The following is a 17199-nucleotide window of genomic DNA, read 5'->3' on the forward strand; positions in this document are numbered from 1 at the left end:
GCCCTGTCGGCGGAGCCCGCCAGCGTGCGCGGCATGGGGATCTACCTGGTGAGCGCGGACGTCGAGGAGTGGTTCGGCGGGGCGGTCGCGGCCGCCCTCGACGAGGAGTTGGCGCGGCGGGGCCTGCCGCCGCAGCTGCCGCCGGCTGCTTCGGTCGCGTCGTTCGCACCGTTCGAGGAGAAGGTGATGCCGCCGACGGACACCTTCGGCGCACTGTGCCGCGAGGTGCTCGCGCCCGAGGAGGCAGCGGGGCTGCTCGACTGGACCGAGCTGGTGCCGGTGCCGTTCGACGGCGTCATCGAGCTTCCGGTCCCGTCGACGTACGGCGACCGGGCGGTGGTCTTCTCGGCCCACCGGCTGCTGCCGCTCGCGGAGCGGCTGGCGGCGGTCCTGGAACTGCCCGAGGACCTTCGCCGCAGCGGCTTCCGGACCATGGAGGTGTCCAGCTGGTTCCTGGACGTCGCGGGGGAACCGGACGCGCTCGCCGGTCGGACGGGCCGCTGGACTCGGGATCTGCCCGCCGCCTTCTACGCCGCAATGTACCTGCGGGCGGCCCAGTACTGCCTGCGACAGGGCTGCCCGCTCACCTACTGCTGACGCGACAGCAGGGTGTGGACCTGGCGTGGCTCGACCTCGCGCTCGTCGAACACGACCGCCTCGGCGCACTCGTGGGCCACGGCGGCGAACGCGCCCTGGAACGCCTGCGGGGACTCGAACTCGCCGGTGGTGACGACGGCGTCGCCCTCGGGGGTGACCCAGACCTCGGCCCGCAGGAATCCCGGCTGCCGGGTCAGCACCTCGCGGACCTGGTGGCAGCGGCCGACGAACTCCTCGACGTACTCGGCCTTCGGGTAGTGGTAGGCGACGAAACCGAACGACATGGTGATGCCCTCCCCGGATTGTACGATGGCGTACAACGAAACTAGACCCGTTGTACGCCCCCGCACAACGGCGGAGATCATGAGGTGGATCACACCATGGGCGCACTGCGCACACCGCGCGAGAAGTGGGTCGGGGCCGGCCTGCAGACCCTGGCCTCGGGCGGCGTGGACGCCGTACGCGTCGAGGCGCTGGCCAAGTCCCTCGGTGTGACCAAGGGCGGGTTCTACGGCTACTTCGCCGACCGCGACGCCCTGCTGACCGAGATGCTCGACGCCTGGGAGCGCGAGGCCACCGACGACGTCCTGGAACGGATCGAGCACGAGGACGCGGACACCCGCGCCAGGGCCCGCCTCGCCGGGAAGCTCACCTTCTCCGACCGCCTGCGCCCCATCGACCTGGCCGTCCGCGACTGGGCCCGCCGCGATCCGGCCGTCGCCGAACGCCTGCGCCGCGTGGACAACAGGCGCATGGACCTGCTGCGCGAGGCCATCGGCAGCTTCTGCGCCGACCCCGACGAGATCGAGGCCCGCAGCCTGCTCGCCTTCTGCCTCGCCATCGGCAACCACTTCCTCGCCGCCGACCACCCCGGCCGCACCCGCGCCGAGGTCCTCGACCGGGCCGGCCGCCTGATCCTGGAGCGCCCGACCGGCGACCCGGCCCGCTGACCGCCCTGCGCGTCGGACCACCGACCCTGCGCGCCGAGCCACCCGCCCCGGAACGCCCGGCGGACCACCGCCCCGGAACGCCCGGCGGGCCGGAACGCGGTCGCGTCCCGGCCCACTCGTCTCCCTGCTGCTGACGTCTGCTGGTGACGTCTGCTCAGAGCGCCGCCGCCAGGCGGGTGCCCTGGTCGATGGCGCGCTTGGCGTCGAGTTCGGCGGCCAGGTCGGCGCCGCCGATCAGGTGGGGCTCGACGCCGCGGGCGCGGAGGGCGTCGACGAGCTCGCGACGGGGTTCCTGGCCGGCGCACAGGACGACGGTGTCGACGGGGAGGGTCTGTTCGTTGCCGTCCACGACGACGTGCAGGCCGGCGTCGTCGATGCGGCGGTACTCGACGCCGGGGACCATCACCACGCCGCGGTGGCGCAGTTCGGTGCGGTGGATCCAGCCGGTGGTCTTGCCGAGGCCGGCGCCGACCTTGCCGGCCTTGCGCTGGAGCAGGTGGACGGTGCGCGGGACGGCCGGGCGCTCGGGGGTGGCGAGGCCGCCGGGGGTGGTGTGCTCGGCGTCGACGCCCCACTTGGCGAGGAAGTCGGAGTCGGTGCCCGGGTCGGTGAGGTACTCGGCGACGTCGAAGCCGATGCCGCCCGCGCCGATCACGGCCACCCGGTCGCCGACCTTCGCGCCGTCGCGCAGCACGTCCAGGTAGCCGAGCACGCTCGGGTGGTCGATGCCCTCGATCTCGGGGACGCGCGGGGTGACGCCGGTGGCGAGCACGACCTCGTCCCAGCCGGTCAGGGCGTCCGCGTCGGCGAGCGTGTTCAGGCGCAACTCGACGCCGGTGCGGGCGAGTTCGTACCGGTAGTAGCGCAGCGTCTCGTCGAACTCCTGCTTGCCGGGGACCCGGCGGGCGACGTTCAGCTGGCCGCCGATCTCGCTCGCGGCGTCGAACAGGGTGACCTGGTGGCCCCGGTCGGCGGCGGACACGGCGAACGCGAGGCCGGCCGGGCCGGCGCCGACCACGGCGATCCGCTTGCGCAGCCGGGTGGGGGCGAGGACGAGCTCGGTCTCGTGGCAGGCGCGCGGGTTGACCAGGCAGGAGGTGATCTTCGCGCTGAAGGTGTGGTCCAGGCAGGCCTGGTTGCAGCCGATGCAGGTGTTGATCGCCTCGGGGGTGCCGGCGGCGGCCTTGTTGACGAAGGCGGCGTCGGCGAGCATCGGGCGGGCCAGCGAGACCAGGTCGGCGTGGCCGGTGGCGAGCAGTTCCTCGGCGAGTTCCGGGGTGTTGATGCGGTTGGTGGTGACCAGCGGGATGCCGACCTTGCCCATCAGCTTCTTGGTGACCCAGGCGAACGCTCCGCGCGGCACCGAGGTGGCGATGGTGGGGATGCGGGCCTCGTGCCAGCCGATGCCGGTGTTGATGATGGTGGCGCCGGCCGCCTCGATCTCGCCGGCGAGCCGCACCACCTCCTCGAAGGTGGAGCCGCCGGGCACCAGGTCGAGCATGGACAGCCGGTAGACGACGATGAAGTCCGCGCCGACCCGCTCGCGCACCCGGCGCACGATCTCGATCGGGAAGCGCATCCGGTTCTCGTACGAGCCGCCCCAGCCGTCGGTGCGGTGGTTCGTCTGCCGGGCGATGAACTCGTTGATCAGGTAGCCCTCGGAGCCCATGATCTCCACGCCGTCGTACCCGGCGGAGCGGGCGAGCTCGGCGCAGCGCGCGAAGTCCTCGATGGTCTGCTCGATCTGCTCCTCGGTCAGCTCGTGCGGGACGAACGGGCTGATCGGGGCCTGCAGCGCGGACGGGGCGACCAGGTCCTGGTGGTACGCGTAGCGGCCGAAGTGCAGGATCTGCAGCGCGATCCGGCCGCCCTCGGCGTGCACGGCGTCGGTGATCACCCGGTGCTCGGCGGCCTCCTGCTCGGTGGTGAGCTTGGCGCCGCCCGACCACGGCCGGCCGGCCTCGTTCGGGGCGATGCCGCCGGTGACGATCAGGCCGACGCCGCCACGGGCGCGCTCGGCGTAGAACGCGGCCATCCGCTCGAAGCCGCCCTCGGCCTCCTCCAGGCCGACGTGCATGGAACCCATCACCACCCGGTTCGGCAGGGTGGTGAAGCCCAGGTCGAGCGGGGCCAGCAGGTGGGGGTACGCAGCAGTCATCGACGCCTCCGGTCAGGATTTGTTACCCAACGGTAGGGGCCGTCCGGCCGACTCTGCAACTAGTTGCACAAACGCGGGCGCGGGCCCGGGCGGGCGATAGGCTCGGGCCATGAGTACGGACGAGGCGAGCGTACGGATCGACAGCTGGATCTGGGCGATCCGGCTGATCAAGACCCGCTCCGCGGCGGGCGCGGCCTGCCGGGCCGGGCACGTGAAGGTGAACGGGGCCACCGCCAAGCCCGCCCAGCACGTCAGGGCGGGCGACGACGTCCGGGTGCGGATCGAGGGCCGCGAGCGGATCGTCCAGGTGGTCCGGCCGATCGCCAAACGCGTCGGCGCCCCCGTCGCGGAGACCTGCTACGTGGACCACAGCCCCCCGCCGCCGCCCCGCGCCGAACGGCCCGCCGAGATCGGCCTGCGCGACCGCGGCGCCGGCCGGCCCACCAAGCGCGACCGCCGCGACCTGGAGAAGCTCCGCGACGGCTACCGGCCCTACTTCTGAGCAGGCGTCAGGAGCCCTGAGCCCGTTCCTTCGCGACCCGCACCTGCTCGGCGAACTCCTCGGCGGTGATCCGCTCCACCGGGGCCCCGTACTTCGCGGCCAGTTCGTCGGCGGGTGCGCTGTCGTGCTCGACCACGTCCATCACCAGCAGCGCCCGCCCATTGTCCACCCGCGACGACAGCACGATCAGGCCCGCGCCGCCGTCGGTCATCTCGGTCTGCTCGGCCGCGTTGCCGATCGCCGCGCCCGCCGCGAAGCCCAGCAGCGCCCCGATCGGCCCGCCGAGCAGCCCGACCAGCCCGCCCACCAGTCCGGAGCCGATGGTCGGCACGCCCGCACCGCGGATGTGGCTCTCCGGAATGTCGACGATCCCCTCGTCGCTGCGCTCCAGCACCGCGACCTGCCGCACCCCCGGCAGGTGCATCGCGTCCTCGTACGCCCGCCGGCACGCCTCCCGGTCGGTGAAGCCGAGCAGCAGCACGTTGTGGTGGTGGTCGCTCATCGCAGTCCCCTTCGCCGACCGGTCGCCGTCCGCCCCGTCCGGGCGCGGACCCGCCCATCCTGCCCCGCGGGGCCCGCGTCGCGCCCGTCCGGCACGCCCGTCCGCGTGGCCGCTCTGCACCGGCCTGTCACTGCGGCCGCCCAGTCCCTGCGCATCGACCGAGGAGGGGGACATGGGTTTCAGCGGAGAATACGTCCTGGCCTGCAGTGACCGGCCGCTTCGCGAACCGGCCGCGTTCGCGGCCGGCTGCGCGGAGGGCCACTCGGACTGCGTGACCGAGTGCCTGCCGCGTCCCGGCGGCCGGCAGACCCTGCAGATCCACCACGGCCTCCCGGGCGACTCGCTCCGGCCGTTCCGGCAGCTCGCGGGCTCCACCGGCGCCCCGGTCCTGATCGCGCGCGTCATGGACAGCGACGTGTGCGAGGTCGTCGGCCTGGCGCCGTCCGGGGCGCGGTGGTCGACCTACCTGGACCCCGCCACGGCGGCCGACTACGGGTTCCCCGAACTGCCGCCCGGCGCCGCCGAGCACATCACCCGGTGGGCCGCCGAGGCCGGCTGCGTCGCCGATCCGGTCGCGCTCGCGGAGGTTCCGACCAAGCGGGCGGACTCGCTCGTCGACGATCTGATCTTCGACTTGATCGACGCGTGCGGGTTCCCACCGAGCATCCCCGCCGGGGCACCCGCCTCCGCCTGACCGCGGCCGGCCGCGACGGAGTCGGCTCCCGCGGGCGGCGATAATGGTCGCCATGGCCCGCCGACGCACCCCCTCCTCCGCCTCCGCCGCTCCGACCGGCTGCCCGTGCGGGCTGCCCGCTGCGTACGCCGACTGCTGCGGGCGGCTGCACCGCGGCGAGGCCGCCGCGGGCAGCGCCGAGCAGCTGATGCGCTCCCGGTTCAGTGCCTTCGCGGTGCGCGACGAGCCGTACCTGCTGCGGTCCTGGCACCCGGACACCCGGCCCGCCTCCGTCGACTTCGACCCGTCGCTGCGGTGGGAGCGCCTGGAGATCCTCGGCGCCACCGACGGCGGGCCGTTCCACCAGGACGGCACGGTCGAGTTCCGCGCCCACTACCGCGAGCGCGGCCGGGCCGGCTCGCTGCACGAGAACAGCCGCTTCGTCCGCCACCAGGGCGAGTGGGTGTACCTGGACGGCGTCATCCAGCCCTGAGCAGGCGGTACTTGAGGCCGAGCAGCGCCCCGCCCGGGCCGCGCGGCAGCAGCAGGCTGACATCGGTGCGGTCCTGCGCGCCGAACCGGTACTTGTACGGCTCGTCGCCGCGCAGGAAGTCGAAGACCCGCACGCCCTCGGCCGCGCAGCTGCGCACCGCCGCGTCGATCAGTGCGGTGCCCAGCGATTCGGCGGCCCACCGCTGGTCCCAGCCGATCTGGTAGTAGGCGAACCGATCGGCCCACCGAAACCCGTACAGTAGGCCGATCAACTCGCCCTGGTGACGGGCGAGTTGAAAGGCCGGCCCACAGCCGGGCCGGGCGGTCTCCAGCAGCGCCCGGTGCAGTGGCAGCCGGCTCGCGTCGAAGCTGCTGACGCCGCCGGCGGCGGCCTGGCGGCGCAGCCGGTGCAGGCGCAGCAGCTCGTCCAGCACGCCGGGCGGGGCGGCCGTGGGCGGCGCCCAGTGGAAGGTGACCCCGGCCGCCGCCAGTCGGCGGTGGGCGCGCCGGTTGGCGGCCCGGAAGTCGCGCGAGCCGAGCCGGTCGGGGCCGACGGTGAGGTCGAGTCGCGGGCAGGCGGTGCGGGCGACGGGGCGGGCGCCGGGCGGCAGCAGGTCGTGGTGCGCCTGGTCCAGCGCGGGCAGCCACAGGGTGCGGCGGCGCGTCCGGGAGGCGAGCCAGGCGGCCACCTCCTCGCGCCGGTGCGGCCGGACGGCGGGCCCGCAGTGGTCGGCGGCGCCGGGCCCCGCCCCGAGCAGGGTCACCATCGGCACCCCGAACGGCACCCGGTGGTGCAGCCGCAACCGGCCGCGGGCCAACGGCAGCACCGCCTCCACCCGTCCGTCCGGGCCGCGCCACACGGCGATCTCGCCCCGCTGCCCGGCGCCGAGCGTGCGCCACCAGGCCAGCACCCAGTCCGGCCCGGCGAACCACGACCCGTCCGGATCGTCGGCGATCAACTGCCGCCATCCGTCGACGAGTTCGCCGTCCAGCCGATCCGTCCGCACGATCTCCACGCCGCACCCCCGGTCCTCGGCACTCATCTCCATTCCCTTCAACGCCCCTTCAACGCCCCTTCAACGCCCCCCGCGCAGGCGGTGCACCGCCGGATGGAGACCCGACAGGATGGTGTCGAAGCGGTGGCGCCCGGTGTGCGAGTTGACGCGCAGCCGGCTGATCCGCAGCCGCTCCGCGGGGACGAGTGCGGTGTGGCGGTGGTCGAAGAGGAACGCGGTGCGGTAGCCGAGGATGCGCAGCACCGTCTCGGCGCGCGGGTCGTGGTTGCCGTTGGGGTAGGCGAAGGTGGTCGGCGGGCGCCCCAGCCAGGTGGTCAACCGGTCGTGGGCCTCGACCAGTTGGGCGTCGAGGTGGTCGTCGTCGCAGCGGTCGAGGCAGGGGTGGGAGGCGGTGTGGTTGCCGACGGTGAGGCCGCCGTCGGTCAGCGTGCGCAGTTCGGCCGCGGTCAACTGCCGCTGCCGGGGCGCCTGCCGCCCGGCAGTGGCGCGCAACTCGGCGAGGGCGTGCAGCCGTTCACCGTCCGGCAGGGTCTTCAGGCGGTGGACGGCGGCGGCGGAGGGGAGGCCGCGCAGGGCGCCGGTGTGGCCGCCGCGGCGGATCAGCTGGGCGGCCTCGGTCCACCAGTACGGATGGTCGGTGTCGATCAGGTCGGTGATGACGTACGCGGCGGCGGGGATGCGCAGTCGGGCGAGGATCGGCAGGGCGTGGGTGAGGACGGTGGGGTCGCCGTCGTCGAAGGTGACCAGCACGCTGCGGGGCGGCAGCGGGCGGTGGTGCTCGGCGGCGTGGGCGACCTGGTCGGGGCCGACCGGGTGGGCGGTGCGGGCCAGGTGCTCCATCTGGGCGCGGAACGCGGCGGGGTCGTCGATGCCGTGGTAGGCGAGGACGGCGAGGCGGCGGGCGGCGCGGGCCCGGAAGGCGGGCTGGAGCGGGGAGTGCCGCAGGAGCGCGTCGAGGGTCCGGCGCCGGGCGGCGCGGTCCGTGGTCGGCATGGTTCCCCCCATGGGCCGGTGGCACGGACGGGCACCTGGGGCCTGCGGCCCGCGGTGCCCGTCGGAGTCAGACCATCAGCGTCCCATGCGCGGGTAATGGCTGTCCCAAGTTCCTGGAAGCTTCCTGGGAGCCGGCCGGGAGCGGGCGGCGTCCGACGGCCCGCCACCTGTCCGGATCGCACCGCTTTGCGGCTCATATAACGGATTGACATAGTTCTGGGAGACTGCTGCCCGTCCGCCCATGGGAGTGCCCTCACTATGACCATGCCCGGCTTCGGCTCGCTCGGCTCCAACGACGCCTTCTCCGAACTGCTGAATCGCTTCTTCGGCCTGAATCCGGCCGCTTCCCCGCCCGCCGTCCAGCGGGTCCCGATCGGGCGGCTGCTCACCGAGTCCGCCCGGGACCTGATCGGCCGGGCCGAGCTGCGCGCCCAGGAGGACGGCAGCACCGATCTCGACACCCCGCACCTGCTGTGGGCGGCGACCCTGACGGACCCGGCGCGCTCGCTGCTCGCCCAGGCCGGCGCCGACCCCGACAAGCTCGCCGTCACCATCGAACGGTCGCTGCCGGCCGGCGAGGCGGACCCGTCCGCGGAGCCCGGCCTGACCCCGGCCGCCAAGCGGGTGCTGATCGGCGCGCACGCCCGTTCGCAGGCCGCCGGCGTCTCGTACATCGGGCCGGAGCACATCCTGGCCGCCCTGCTGGACGACCCGGACTCGGCGGCCGGCCGCCTGCTGGCCGCGCACGGCGCCGACGCCTCCCGCATGCGGCGCGGGGCGGAGGCGGCCGCGGCCCGCGGCGAGCGGGGCGTCCCGGCCAAGGAGGAGAGCAGGACGCCGACCCTGGACGAGTACGGCCGCGACCTGACCGAGGACGCCAAGCTCGGCAAGCTGGACCCGGTGGTCGGCCGGGCCGAGGAGATCGAGCAGACCATCGAGATCCTCTCCCGCCGCTCCAAGAACAACCCGGTGCTGATCGGCGAGCCCGGCGTCGGCAAGACCGCCATCGTCGAGGGCCTCGCCCAGCGGGTGATCGCCGGTGACGTCCCCACCACGCTGAAGGACCGCCGGGTGGTCTCCCTGGACCTGTCGGGCCTGGTCGCGGGCTCCAAGTACCGCGGCGAGTTCGAGGAGCGGCTGAAGAACGTCATCGACGAGGTCCGGGAGGCCGCCGACTCGACCATCCTGTTCATCGACGAGCTGCACACCGTGGTCGGCGCGGGCGCCGGCGGCGAGGGCGCGATGGACGCCGGCAACATGCTCAAGCCGGCCCTGGCCCGCGGCGAGCTGCACGTGATCGGCGCGACCACCATCGACGAGTACCGCAAGCACATCGAGAAGGACGCGGCCCTGGAGCGCCGGTTCCAGCCGGTGCTGATCCCCGAGCCGTCCGTCGAGGAGACCGTGCAGATCCTGGAGGGCCTGCGCGACTCCTACGAGGCCCACCACCAGGTCCGGTTCACCGACGACGCGCTGCGCGCCGCCGCCGACCTGTCCGACCGGTACGTGTCCGACCGCTTCCTGCCCGACAAGGCCATCGACCTGATGGACCAGGCCGGCGCCCGGGTCCGGCTGCGGGGTCTGGGCCGCTCCACCGAGGTGATCGGCCGGGAGGACGAACTCGCCAAGCTGCGCCGCGAGAAGGACGAGGCGGTCGCCGCCGAGGACTTCGCCCGCGCCTCCGAGCTGAAGGACCGGATCGCCGACCTGGAGTCGCAGAGCGCCGAGATCGAGGAGCGCCGCGAGGGCGTCGTCTCGGTCACCGTCGACGACATCGCCGACGTGCTCTCCCGGCAGACCGGCATCCCGGTCGCCCAGCTCACCGAGGACGAGAAGGCCCGGCTGCTCAAGCTGGAGGAGGAGCTCCACAACCGGGTGATCGGCCAGGACAAGGCGGTGGTCGCGGTCTCCGAGGCGGTCCGCCGCAGCCGGGCCGGCATGGCCGACCCGAACCGCCCGGTCGGCTCGTTCCTGTTCCTCGGCCCGACCGGCGTCGGCAAGACCGAACTCGCCAAGGCCCTGGCCGAGTTGATCTTCGGCGACGAGGACCGGCTGGTGCGCTTCGACATGAGCGAGTTCCAGGAGAAGCACACCGTCTCCCGGCTGGTGGGCGCCCCGCCCGGCTACGTCGGCTACGAGGAGGCGGGGCAGCTCACCGAGGCGGTCCGCCGCCGCCCGTACAGCGTGCTGCTGTTCGACGAGGTCGAGAAGGCCCACCCCGACGTGTTCAACGCGCTGCTCCAGGTCCTCGACGACGGGCGGCTGACGGACGCCCAGGGGCGCACCGTGGACTTCCGCAACACGGTGGTCATCATGACCTCCAACATCGGCTCGCAGCTGATCCTCTCCCACCGCGGCGAGACCGACGAGATCCGCGACCGGCTGATGGCCGAACTCCGCGGCCGCTTCCTGCCGGAGTTCCTCAACCGGATCGACGACATCATCGTCTTCGACGCGCTCGGCGAGTACGACCTGCTGCGGATCGTCGACCTGATGCTCGCCAACTCCGAACGGCGGGTGAAGGCGCAGGGCCTCCACCTCGACGTCACCGAGGCGGCGAAGCAGTGGCTGGTCGACCGCGGCCACCAGCCCGAGTTCGGCGCCCGGCCGCTGCGCCGCACCATCCAGACCCAGCTGGACAACCGGCTCGCCACCATGCTGCTCTCCGGCGACCTGCAGCCCGGGGACACCATCGTCGCGGACGCCCAGGACGGCGAACTGGTCTGCTCGATCGGCCGCCCGGACGCCGCCTGAGGCCTGCGGCCCGCCGATCGGCCGCACCGCCACGGCCGGATCCGCCCCGGGAGCCTCTCCCGGGGCGGATCCGCGCGTCATGCGGAGGTGGCGCGGGCGGCCCAGTCCGCGAGGGCCGTCCGGTTCGGCTGGCCGGCCTTCTCCAGCAGGCTGGCCACGTGCTTCTCCACCGTCCGCGGCGAGATGCTCAGCCGGGCGGCGATCTCCTGGTTGCCGAGCCGCTGGGCGACCAGCAGCACCACCTCGTACTCCCGCACCGTCACCCGCCGCCCGCGCAGCGGCTCCGGGACCTGCTCGGTGCCGGTGCGCCGCTGCGGGACGCTGGCCCCCGCCTCCCGCAGCAGACGGCGGCAGGCCGCTCCGACGGCCGGCACTCCGGCGCGGTGGAAGTACTCCTCGGCGCTGCGCAGCCACCCCACCGGCTCGCCCCAGCCGTCGGCGAGCGCGGCCTCCGCGACCAGCCGCAGCCCCAGGTGGCGGGCCATCGCGAACGGGCGGGCGGCCCGGGCGGCCTCCTCGACCGCCTCGGCGGCGGGCCCCGACTGCCCGGCCCGGCCCAGGTGGACGGCATGCGCGAGCCGTTCGAACTGCCGGTTCCAGGCCAGCGCGGAGGCGTGGTCGGCGGCCGTTCGGGCGTGCTCCTCCGCGGACCCGGTGCCGGCCAGCGCGCGCAGCAGCGGGTGCAGGCCGTGCGCGCCGTTCAGGTAGAAGACGGACGGGTGCCGGGCCTCCCAGCGGCGAGCCCGGTCGAACTCGGCGAGGGCCAGCGCCCGGTCCTCCTCCAGCAGGGCGCACACCGCCCGGCAGTTGCCGTGCGCCAGCGGCAGCTGCAGCGAGTCGGCGCCGTCCCAGCGGTCGAACTCGGCCAGCACGTCGGTCATTTCGGCCCGGCGGCCCTGGTGGGCGGCCACCATCGCCCGGGTCAGCAGCAGGAACTGGTGGTGGTCGACGTTGCGCAGCCGGGCGCTGGCCTCCAGGCCCTGGTCGGTGAGCTTCCGGGCCCGGGCGTAGTCGCCGCGCAGCACGGCGTGCATGGCGAGCGTCGCCTCGGCGGAGCGGACCAGGTCGAGCGCCCCCAGGTCGAGTGCGGCCCGGTGCGCCCGCTCCAGCTGGACGGACTCCCCGATCCGCATGAACTCGTTGACGCCGAGCCGTAGCTGGGCGTCGACCTGCCAGCCGGGGAGGCGGTGCCGGACGGCCAGGTCGAGCAGTCGGCGCAGGCAGCCGTCGGCCCGGTCGAAGCCGTGCCGACGCTCCAGCAGGGCGAGCAACTGCCAGGCCTGGCAGGCGACTTCGGGCAGTCCGGCGGCCTCGGCCCGTTCGGCGGCGCGGCGGGCCAGCCGCTCGGCGGCGGCGGTCCGCTGCTCGCCGTCCGGCACCCCGTCCGCATGCGCGGAGACGGCCTGCGCGGGGTCGGTCAGCGCCAGGTGGGCCTCCACCACCTCCAGTGCGCAGGTCCGTTCCGGGCCGGCCGCCGGGCCGAGCAGGGTGCGGACCAGGGCGGCCTGCTCGGCGGCGTCCGCGAGGCGGCCGGCGCTGACGGCGGCCCGGGCCAGCCGCAGGTGCAGGGCGGCGGTGCGGTCGTCGCCGAGCGCGGCCGGACCGCCCAGCGGCAGCGTCCGGGCGAGGTCGCGGGCCTGGTCGAACTGGCCGCTGTCGGCGAGGGCGTGCACCAGCCGCTCGCGGATCCCGCTCGCGGCGGCCGGGCCGGCGCCGCTCCCGCCGACCAGTTCCAGGGCGCGTTCCAGCAGGGCGACGGCGGACTCGGTCGCCCCGTCCTGCCGGGCCTCCTCGGCGGCCTCCGCGAACAGCCGGGCGGCGGCCTCCGGTTCGCCGGCGGCCTGCCGCAGCACGGCCACCAACTGCCGCCACTCGCCGGGCAGTCCGGGGTAGGCGCGTTCCACCTCCCCGGCCGCGCGGCGGGCGATCGCGGCCCGCTCGGCGGGCAGCAGGTCGGCCAGCAGCGCGTCCGCGACCAGCGCGTGCCGGAACTCGTACCGATCGGCGACCGGGCCGCTGGGCGACAGCAGCCGGGCGTCGATCCCGGCCCGCAGGTGGATCAGCAGGCTGCGGTCGTCCAGCCCGGTGACCAGTTGCAGCACCGGCAGTGCGAAGCGCCGCCCCAGCACGGCGGCGACGTTGAGCATCTCCCGGCCCGCCGGGTCGATCCGGGCGGCGCGCTGCGCCACGCTGCGCACCACCGTGGTGGGCACCTCGATGCCGAGGTCGCCGAACACCTCCCAGCCCCGTTCGGGGTCGCGGCGCAGCGCCCCGGCGGTGACCATGCCGCTGAGCAGTTCCTCGACCACGAACGGGTTTCCGCCGGCGTCCCTGGCCACCCGCTCGACCACGGCGGCGGGCAGCGCGCCGGGGGCGGCGGACAGGCAGGCGGCGGCGAGTTCGGCGGTCTGCGACTGGTCCAGCGGGTGCAGGTCGAGCCGTCGGGCCTGTCGGCGGGCGGCGGCGTCGAGGGCCAGGTCGAGTGCGGGGCCCGGGTGTTGGCGCAGCGTCGCGACCAGCAGGACGGGCAGGCCGTCGAGGTTGTCGATCACGTAGTCGAGCACGGCCAGGGTCTCCGCGTCCGCCTCGTGCAGGTCCTCGACGATCAGCAGGCAGCCGCGCGGCGGCCGGTCCGGCCCCTCCCGGCCGACCGCGCCGAGCAGCCGCAGCAGCGCCTCCGCGATGTCGGTCAACGAGGGCGGCGCGGCCGGGCGTTGCTCGCCCCGCCAGTCCGGGACCAGCGCCGCCAGCGCGGACCGGTACGGCGCGAGCGCCGGGTCCTGCGGCGGCCCGCTCACCCGGAACAGCGACAGCAGTGCTTCGGCGACCGGCCGGAACGGCACCGGCGCGCCCGCGCTGCTGCCCCGGCCGCGCAGCACCGCCATCCCGTCCGCGACCGCCCGGTAGGCGCAGTCGGCCGCCAGCCGGGTCTTGCCGATTCCCGCTTCGCCGCCGACGAACACCGCGCGCCCCTGCCCCCGGCGGGCGTCGATCAACCCGTCGAGCAGGACCCGCAGTTCCTCGGCGCGACCCACGACATAAGGCGAGGAGGTGAGCATTCCGGCAGGCTAGCCGCCGGTGCCGTCAACGGGCCATGGGGACGTTCGGGCGGTTCTCAGTCCTCGGTGAACGACAGCGAGGTGACGGTGTTCCAGGTGGTGGTGTCGTTGGTGTTGACGTCGATCGTGCTCAGGTCGGGCGCCGCCCACCCGCTCAGCACCAACGCCCGTCGCACGCGGGGCAGTTCGGCACAGCGCAGGGTCGGGGCGATCTCGCCCGCGGGGTGCGGGGCGCTCTCGTCGGCGCGGGCCTCGGGGTTCTTCCACTGGGCGACGAGGGTCGAGGCGGTCATGGCGGTCCTCCTGGTGGGGGGAGACGGAACGGGCGGACGGACGATCAGGTGCGGGCCTGGCGCAGGTGCCGCGGGGGCTCCAGCAGCAGGACGCACGGCACCTCGGCCGGGTGGGCGAGGCGGAGCAGGGTGTGGCCGATGCCGGCCAGGCCGGTGAGCAGGGCCGGGGTGGGGATGGCCGCGGGGGTGGCGCAGCGCGGGCCGGAGTGGTCGAGCTCGCCGAGCAGGGCCGCGGCGCGGGTGGCGGCGTCGGTGGGGCGGCCCGTGAGCAGGAGTTCCAGGGTGGCGCTGTCGCCGTGCAGCAGGCTGTGGTCCGCGGCGGGTCCGGCCGGCGGCGACGGCGCTGCGGTGTCCGGGGTCCGGGCGGCCGCCAGGTTCGCTGCGGGGCTCGACGGCCGGGCGGGTCCGGGGTCGGGCAGGTGGACGGCGCGGCCGGTGGCCGCGTAGCGGTGCAGGGCCCAGCGCCGGTGGGCGGCGCCGTCCGGGGTGGGGTCGGGGGTGGCGGCGAGCCGCTCGGCGCAGTGGTCGGCGGCGGCGGCCGCGGCCGGGTCGCGGGTGAGCCGGTGGACGGCGAGCAGCGCGGCCAGGCAGCCGGCGTCACCGGAGAGCAACTGCCGGTCCGGGTGCGGGTCTTCGGGCGGCGAGGTGCGGGCGGCCCGGGCGGTGAGCCGGACGGCCGTGCCGACCGCCCCGCCTAGTGTGCCCGTGGCGTCGGGCAGCAGCGCGTCCAGTCGGGCCAGGCCGTAGGCGATGCCGCCGAGTCCGGTGAAGCCGCCCGCGCCGACGGCGTCCAGGTGGGCGGGGTCGGCGGCGAGCGCGTCGAGCAGGGCGGGCAGCGGCCGGACGGCGCGCCGGGCGGTCTCGGCGTAGCGGGCGGTGCCGGTGAGGGCGGCGAGCTGGGCGAGGAACAGCGCGGTGCCGAGGTAGCCGCCGTCGAGCGCCGCGCCCTGCGGCATCAGCGCCCACTGCCAGTCGGTGATCGGTTCCAGGGTCAGCCAGTTGACGCGCCGGCGGTCGCCGTGCGCGCGGGCGAGGATCCGGTCGGCGAGGTCGCAGGCGGCGGCGAGCAGCCGGTCGGGGTCGGGGGCGACGGGCGGGCGGGAGTGTCCGGCCGGGGCGGCCGGGGCGGCGCCCGGCCCGGCGGAGCGGGTGGCGAGCGCGGCCCGGACGATCCACTCCTGGTCGTACAGGTCGGTGCGGTCGAGCGCGGCGAGCCGCCGCCGGGTGCGGTCGAGCCCGCTGTCGGCGGGGGCGGGGCCGCAGGGGCGGCCGTCGGAGTGCAGGCGGCCGTCGCCGACGGCGGCGGTGAACAACGGGACGTCGCCGCGCCAGAGTTCGACGCGTTCGGCGGCGGCGAGCGGACGGCGTCGGGGGTCGTCGGCAGACTCCCGCCAGAGCAGGCCGAGCAGCCGGTCGCGGTCGAGGCCGTCGCGCAGGGCGTCGGGGTGGGTGGACTCCTCCAGCATCGTCGCGTACCGCCGGGTGGGGCGGGCCACGACGCGCACGGTGTCGGCGGCGAAGCTCTCCAACGGGCCTTCGGGGGCGCCGAGTCGGGGCGCGGTGTCGGCGAGCGCCCGGTAGCCGGCCCGGAATCCGGCGACCAGTGCCTCGGTGTACTCCTGCGGGTCGGCGTCCGTCCCGTCGAGCCGGGGGCGGTTGGCGGCGCGGCGCAGTCGGCCCTGTTCGCGCACCAGCCGCATCCGGTCGGTGCCGGCCTCCGCCCAGCCCGGCACGGAGGTGGGCAGCGGCGCGCCGTCGTCGCCGCCGAGCCCCGACACGTCGAGTGCGCCGTGTTCGCCGAGCAGCGGGAACGGCAGCAGCGAGATCCGGTGCACCGAGTCGGCGAGCACCCGCCGCGCCGGGTCGTCGCCCGGGGCCGGTCCCTGCTCGGGGTGGAACAGCGTCTCCAGGTCGACCAGGACGGGCTGGTCGGCGGCCGCGATCAGGTTCTCGTAGTGGATGTCGGTGCCGCCGAGCACGTGCAGCAGCGCGAGCTGCACGCCGAGCCGCCGGTAGAACCGCTCCACGCCGCGCCGGTCCGCGCACGGTTCCGCCTCGACGAACTCCAGCCAGCCGTAGCCGCCGCGGTCCAGCACGGCGAGCCTGCGCAGGGCCGCGTTCGGCACCGACTCGCCGAGCAGCCGCAGCAGTTCGTTCCAGTGCCGGTGGACGCCCAGCGGGCGCGGCTTGTACACCGCGCGCCGCCCGTCGGCGAACTCCAGGACGGCGACCGCGCGGCCGCGGGCGTGCCGGTCGCCCGCGCCGGTCCGCGCCCTCACCAGCGGTCCGGGGTCCTCGCCGCCGAGCAACTCCCGTACCAGCGCCGCCCGGTCGGCGGTGAACCGGCCGGCCAGTTCGGCCCAGGCGGCCACCGCGTCCTCGCAGCAGTGCGCCAACAGCCGGGCCAGCACCGGGTACTCGGCGGCCAGCGCGGCCAGCCTCGGCCGCGTCCCGGCCTGCCGGACGAAGTCGCCGAACCGCTCCGCGCCGCTCTCGCCGCGCAGGGCGCCGCCGACCCGCGCCACGTTCAGCTCCAGCACCAGCGTGCGGCCGGCGGTCCGCACCAGCCGGGACGTCAGGCTGCGCTCGAAGTCCCGCTCCAGCTCGGCGAGTTCGGCCACGGGTTCGGCGGCCCGCCAGGCCGGCTCGGCCCGCAGGGCGGCCAGCGCGGTGGCGGTGAACGGGGCCAGCACGGCCGCGAACCCGTCCGCCCACGGCACCGGCCCGTCGGCCGCGACCGCCGCCAGAGGTGCAGCCGCCACCGCGCGCCGGACGAAGGCCGGCCAGTCGGGTTCGGCGACCCGCGCCGCCAGGCTGTCGGCCGACTCGGCCAGCAGCGCCCGCAGACGGCCCCGGTCGGCGCCCAGGTCGGCCAGCCACTCGTCGAGCCGGCCGTCGAACTCCCGCTGCCAGGCGTCGAGTCGGGCCTCGTCGGCGTCCGCCGGGGCCGGCTGCACCAGCTGGACGGCGGCGTCGCGGAACGCGGCGACGAACCCGGGGCGCGGCGGTCGCGGGGCGCCCGCTCCCCCGCCCGGTCCGGGCAGGCGCTCGGTCAGGCTCAACGCCGGTGCCCACCAGGCGCCGTCGCCGTGCTGGCCCCAGGTGGCTGTGGGATCCGTCATGGTGGCGAGCATGGCAGTCGGCGGGCCGCGCGACATGGGGGACGGCCCCCATATTCCCGCGACCGCCCCACGGGGGGCGGTGCCGGGA

At 75.4% G+C, this 17199-nt stretch carries 14 protein-coding genes; 6 read left to right on the forward strand and 8 right to left on the reverse strand.

Going from position 1 to position 17199, the window contains the following annotated elements; translation table 11 throughout:
• Positions 1 to 33 precede the first annotated feature (33 nt).
• Positions 34 to 597 (forward strand): hypothetical protein, encoded by a 564-nt coding sequence (locus tag ACI1MP_RS06980; RefSeq protein WP_404868039.1) that lies wholly within the window; start codon positions 34 to 36, stop codon positions 595 to 597.
• Here the strand turns inward: ACI1MP_RS06980 and ACI1MP_RS06985 are convergent.
• Complete coding sequence (locus tag ACI1MP_RS06985) at positions 588 to 881, reverse strand: antibiotic biosynthesis monooxygenase family protein (protein WP_380333055.1); 294 nt, start codon at positions 879 to 881, stop codon at positions 588 to 590. The genes ACI1MP_RS06980 and ACI1MP_RS06985 overlap by 10 nt on opposite strands.
• Before the next feature lie 96 nt (positions 882 to 977).
• Between ACI1MP_RS06985 and ACI1MP_RS06990 the strand changes: the two genes are divergently transcribed.
• Positions 978 to 1547: a TetR/AcrR family transcriptional regulator gene (locus ACI1MP_RS06990; protein WP_404870771.1), complete on the forward strand. Its 570-nt coding sequence runs from the start codon at positions 978 to 980 to the stop codon at positions 1545 to 1547.
• A gap of 154 nt (positions 1548 to 1701) precedes the next feature.
• Here ACI1MP_RS06990 and ACI1MP_RS06995 read toward each other — a convergent pair whose 3' ends face one another.
• Entirely contained in the window at positions 1702 to 3705 is a 2004-nt protein-coding gene (locus ACI1MP_RS06995) for an FAD-dependent oxidoreductase (RefSeq protein WP_404868040.1), read from the reverse strand.
• 109 nt (positions 3706 to 3814) lie between these two features.
• Here ACI1MP_RS06995 and ACI1MP_RS07000 point away from each other — a divergent pair, with 109 nt between their 5' ends.
• A complete protein-coding gene (locus tag ACI1MP_RS07000) occupies positions 3815 to 4207 on the forward strand; it encodes an RNA-binding S4 domain-containing protein (RefSeq protein ID WP_404868041.1) in 393 nt (130 codons plus the stop codon).
• Positions 4208 to 4214: 7 nt separating this feature from the next.
• Here the strand turns inward: ACI1MP_RS07000 and ACI1MP_RS07005 are convergent, their stop codons facing one another.
• The gene (locus tag ACI1MP_RS07005; RefSeq protein WP_100587729.1) at positions 4215 to 4709 is read right to left on the reverse strand and encodes a hypothetical protein; all 495 of its coding nucleotides are present in this window, start codon (positions 4707 to 4709) and stop codon (positions 4215 to 4217) included.
• Between the two features lie 172 nt (positions 4710 to 4881).
• Here ACI1MP_RS07005 and ACI1MP_RS07010 point away from each other — a divergent pair, with 172 nt between their 5' ends.
• Both ACI1MP_RS07010 and ACI1MP_RS07015 read left to right on the forward strand, forming a co-directional pair.
• Positions 4882 to 5403, forward strand: coding sequence for a hypothetical protein (locus tag ACI1MP_RS07010; protein ID WP_404868042.1), 522 nt, complete (start codon positions 4882 to 4884; stop codon positions 5401 to 5403).
• Between the two features lie 52 nt (positions 5404 to 5455).
• A complete protein-coding gene (locus ACI1MP_RS07015) occupies positions 5456 to 5875 on the forward strand; it encodes a YchJ family protein (protein ID WP_100587894.1) in 420 nt (139 codons plus the stop codon).
• On the opposite strand, the gene ACI1MP_RS07020 is transcribed toward ACI1MP_RS07015, so the two are convergent.
• Both ACI1MP_RS07020 and ACI1MP_RS07025 read right to left on the reverse strand, forming a co-directional pair.
• Complete coding sequence (locus ACI1MP_RS07020; protein WP_404868043.1) at positions 5862 to 6917, reverse strand: GNAT family N-acetyltransferase; 1056 nt, start codon at positions 6915 to 6917, stop codon at positions 5862 to 5864. The genes ACI1MP_RS07015 and ACI1MP_RS07020 overlap by 14 nt on opposite strands.
• 33 nt (positions 6918 to 6950) lie before the next feature.
• Complete coding sequence (locus ACI1MP_RS07025; RefSeq protein ID WP_404868044.1) at positions 6951 to 7883, reverse strand: polysaccharide deacetylase family protein; 933 nt, start codon at positions 7881 to 7883, stop codon at positions 6951 to 6953.
• A gap of 258 nt (positions 7884 to 8141) precedes the next feature.
• On the opposite strand from ACI1MP_RS07025, the gene ACI1MP_RS07030 reads away from it, so the two are divergent.
• On the forward strand, positions 8142 to 10637 hold the full coding sequence (locus ACI1MP_RS07030; RefSeq protein ID WP_404868045.1) for an ATP-dependent Clp protease ATP-binding subunit: 2496 nt from the start codon (positions 8142 to 8144) through the stop codon (positions 10635 to 10637).
• 77 nt (positions 10638 to 10714) lie between these two features.
• On the opposite strand, the gene ACI1MP_RS07035 is transcribed toward ACI1MP_RS07030, so the two are convergent.
• From ACI1MP_RS07035 to ACI1MP_RS07045, 3 genes are read right to left on the reverse strand one after another with little or no spacing between them, the layout of a single operon-like run.
• Positions 10715 to 13696, reverse strand: a complete 2982-nt coding sequence (locus ACI1MP_RS07035; RefSeq protein ID WP_404868046.1) for a helix-turn-helix transcriptional regulator — start codon at positions 13694 to 13696, stop codon at positions 10715 to 10717.
• Positions 13697 to 13752: 56 nt separating this feature from the next.
• A complete protein-coding gene (locus tag ACI1MP_RS07040) occupies positions 13753 to 13989 on the reverse strand; it encodes a hypothetical protein (RefSeq protein ID WP_043910878.1) in 237 nt (78 codons plus the stop codon).
• A 44-nt stretch (positions 13990 to 14033) separates the two neighbouring features.
• On the reverse strand, positions 14034 to 17111 hold the full coding sequence (locus ACI1MP_RS07045; protein ID WP_404868047.1) for a type 2 lanthipeptide synthetase LanM family protein: 3078 nt from the start codon (positions 17109 to 17111) through the stop codon (positions 14034 to 14036).
• Between the last annotated feature and the right edge of the window lie 88 nt (positions 17112 to 17199).

This window comes from Kitasatospora griseola, from assembly GCF_044999035.1.
Classification (GTDB): Bacteria; Actinomycetota; Actinomycetes; order Streptomycetales; family Streptomycetaceae; genus Kitasatospora; species Kitasatospora griseola.

Bases quoted from the DNA above. Each gene is read 5' to 3' on its own strand.
- ACI1MP_RS06980 (WP_404868039.1), top strand. From the start codon at position 34: ATGGGGATCTACCTGGTGAGCGCGGACGTCGAGGAGTGGTTCGGCGGG.
- ACI1MP_RS06985 (WP_380333055.1), bottom strand. From the start codon at position 881: ATGTCGTTCGGTTTCGTCGCCTACCACTACCCGAAGGCCGAGTACGTC.
- ACI1MP_RS06990 (WP_404870771.1), top strand. From the start codon at position 978: ATGGGCGCACTGCGCACACCGCGCGAGAAGTGGGTCGGGGCCGGCCTG.
- ACI1MP_RS06995 (WP_404868040.1), bottom strand. From the start codon at position 3,705: ATGACTGCTGCGTACCCCCACCTGCTGGCCCCGCTCGACCTGGGCTTC.
- ACI1MP_RS07000 (WP_404868041.1), top strand. From the start codon at position 3,815: ATGAGTACGGACGAGGCGAGCGTACGGATCGACAGCTGGATCTGGGCG.
- ACI1MP_RS07005 (WP_100587729.1), bottom strand. From the start codon at position 4,709: ATGAGCGACCACCACCACAACGTGCTGCTGCTCGGCTTCACCGACCGG.
- ACI1MP_RS07010 (WP_404868042.1), top strand. From the start codon at position 4,882: ATGGGTTTCAGCGGAGAATACGTCCTGGCCTGCAGTGACCGGCCGCTT.
- ACI1MP_RS07015 (WP_100587894.1), top strand. From the start codon at position 5,456: ATGGCCCGCCGACGCACCCCCTCCTCCGCCTCCGCCGCTCCGACCGGC.
- ACI1MP_RS07020 (WP_404868043.1), bottom strand. From the start codon at position 6,917: ATGAGTGCCGAGGACCGGGGGTGCGGCGTGGAGATCGTGCGGACGGAT.
- ACI1MP_RS07025 (WP_404868044.1), bottom strand. From the start codon at position 7,883: ATGCCGACCACGGACCGCGCCGCCCGGCGCCGGACCCTCGACGCGCTC.
- ACI1MP_RS07030 (WP_404868045.1), top strand. From the start codon at position 8,142: ATGACCATGCCCGGCTTCGGCTCGCTCGGCTCCAACGACGCCTTCTCC.
- ACI1MP_RS07035 (WP_404868046.1), bottom strand. From the start codon at position 13,696: ATGCTCACCTCCTCGCCTTATGTCGTGGGTCGCGCCGAGGAACTGCGG.
- ACI1MP_RS07040 (WP_043910878.1), bottom strand. From the start codon at position 13,989: ATGACCGCCTCGACCCTCGTCGCCCAGTGGAAGAACCCCGAGGCCCGC.
- ACI1MP_RS07045 (WP_404868047.1), bottom strand. From the start codon at position 17,111: ATGACGGATCCCACAGCCACCTGGGGCCAGCACGGCGACGGCGCCTGG.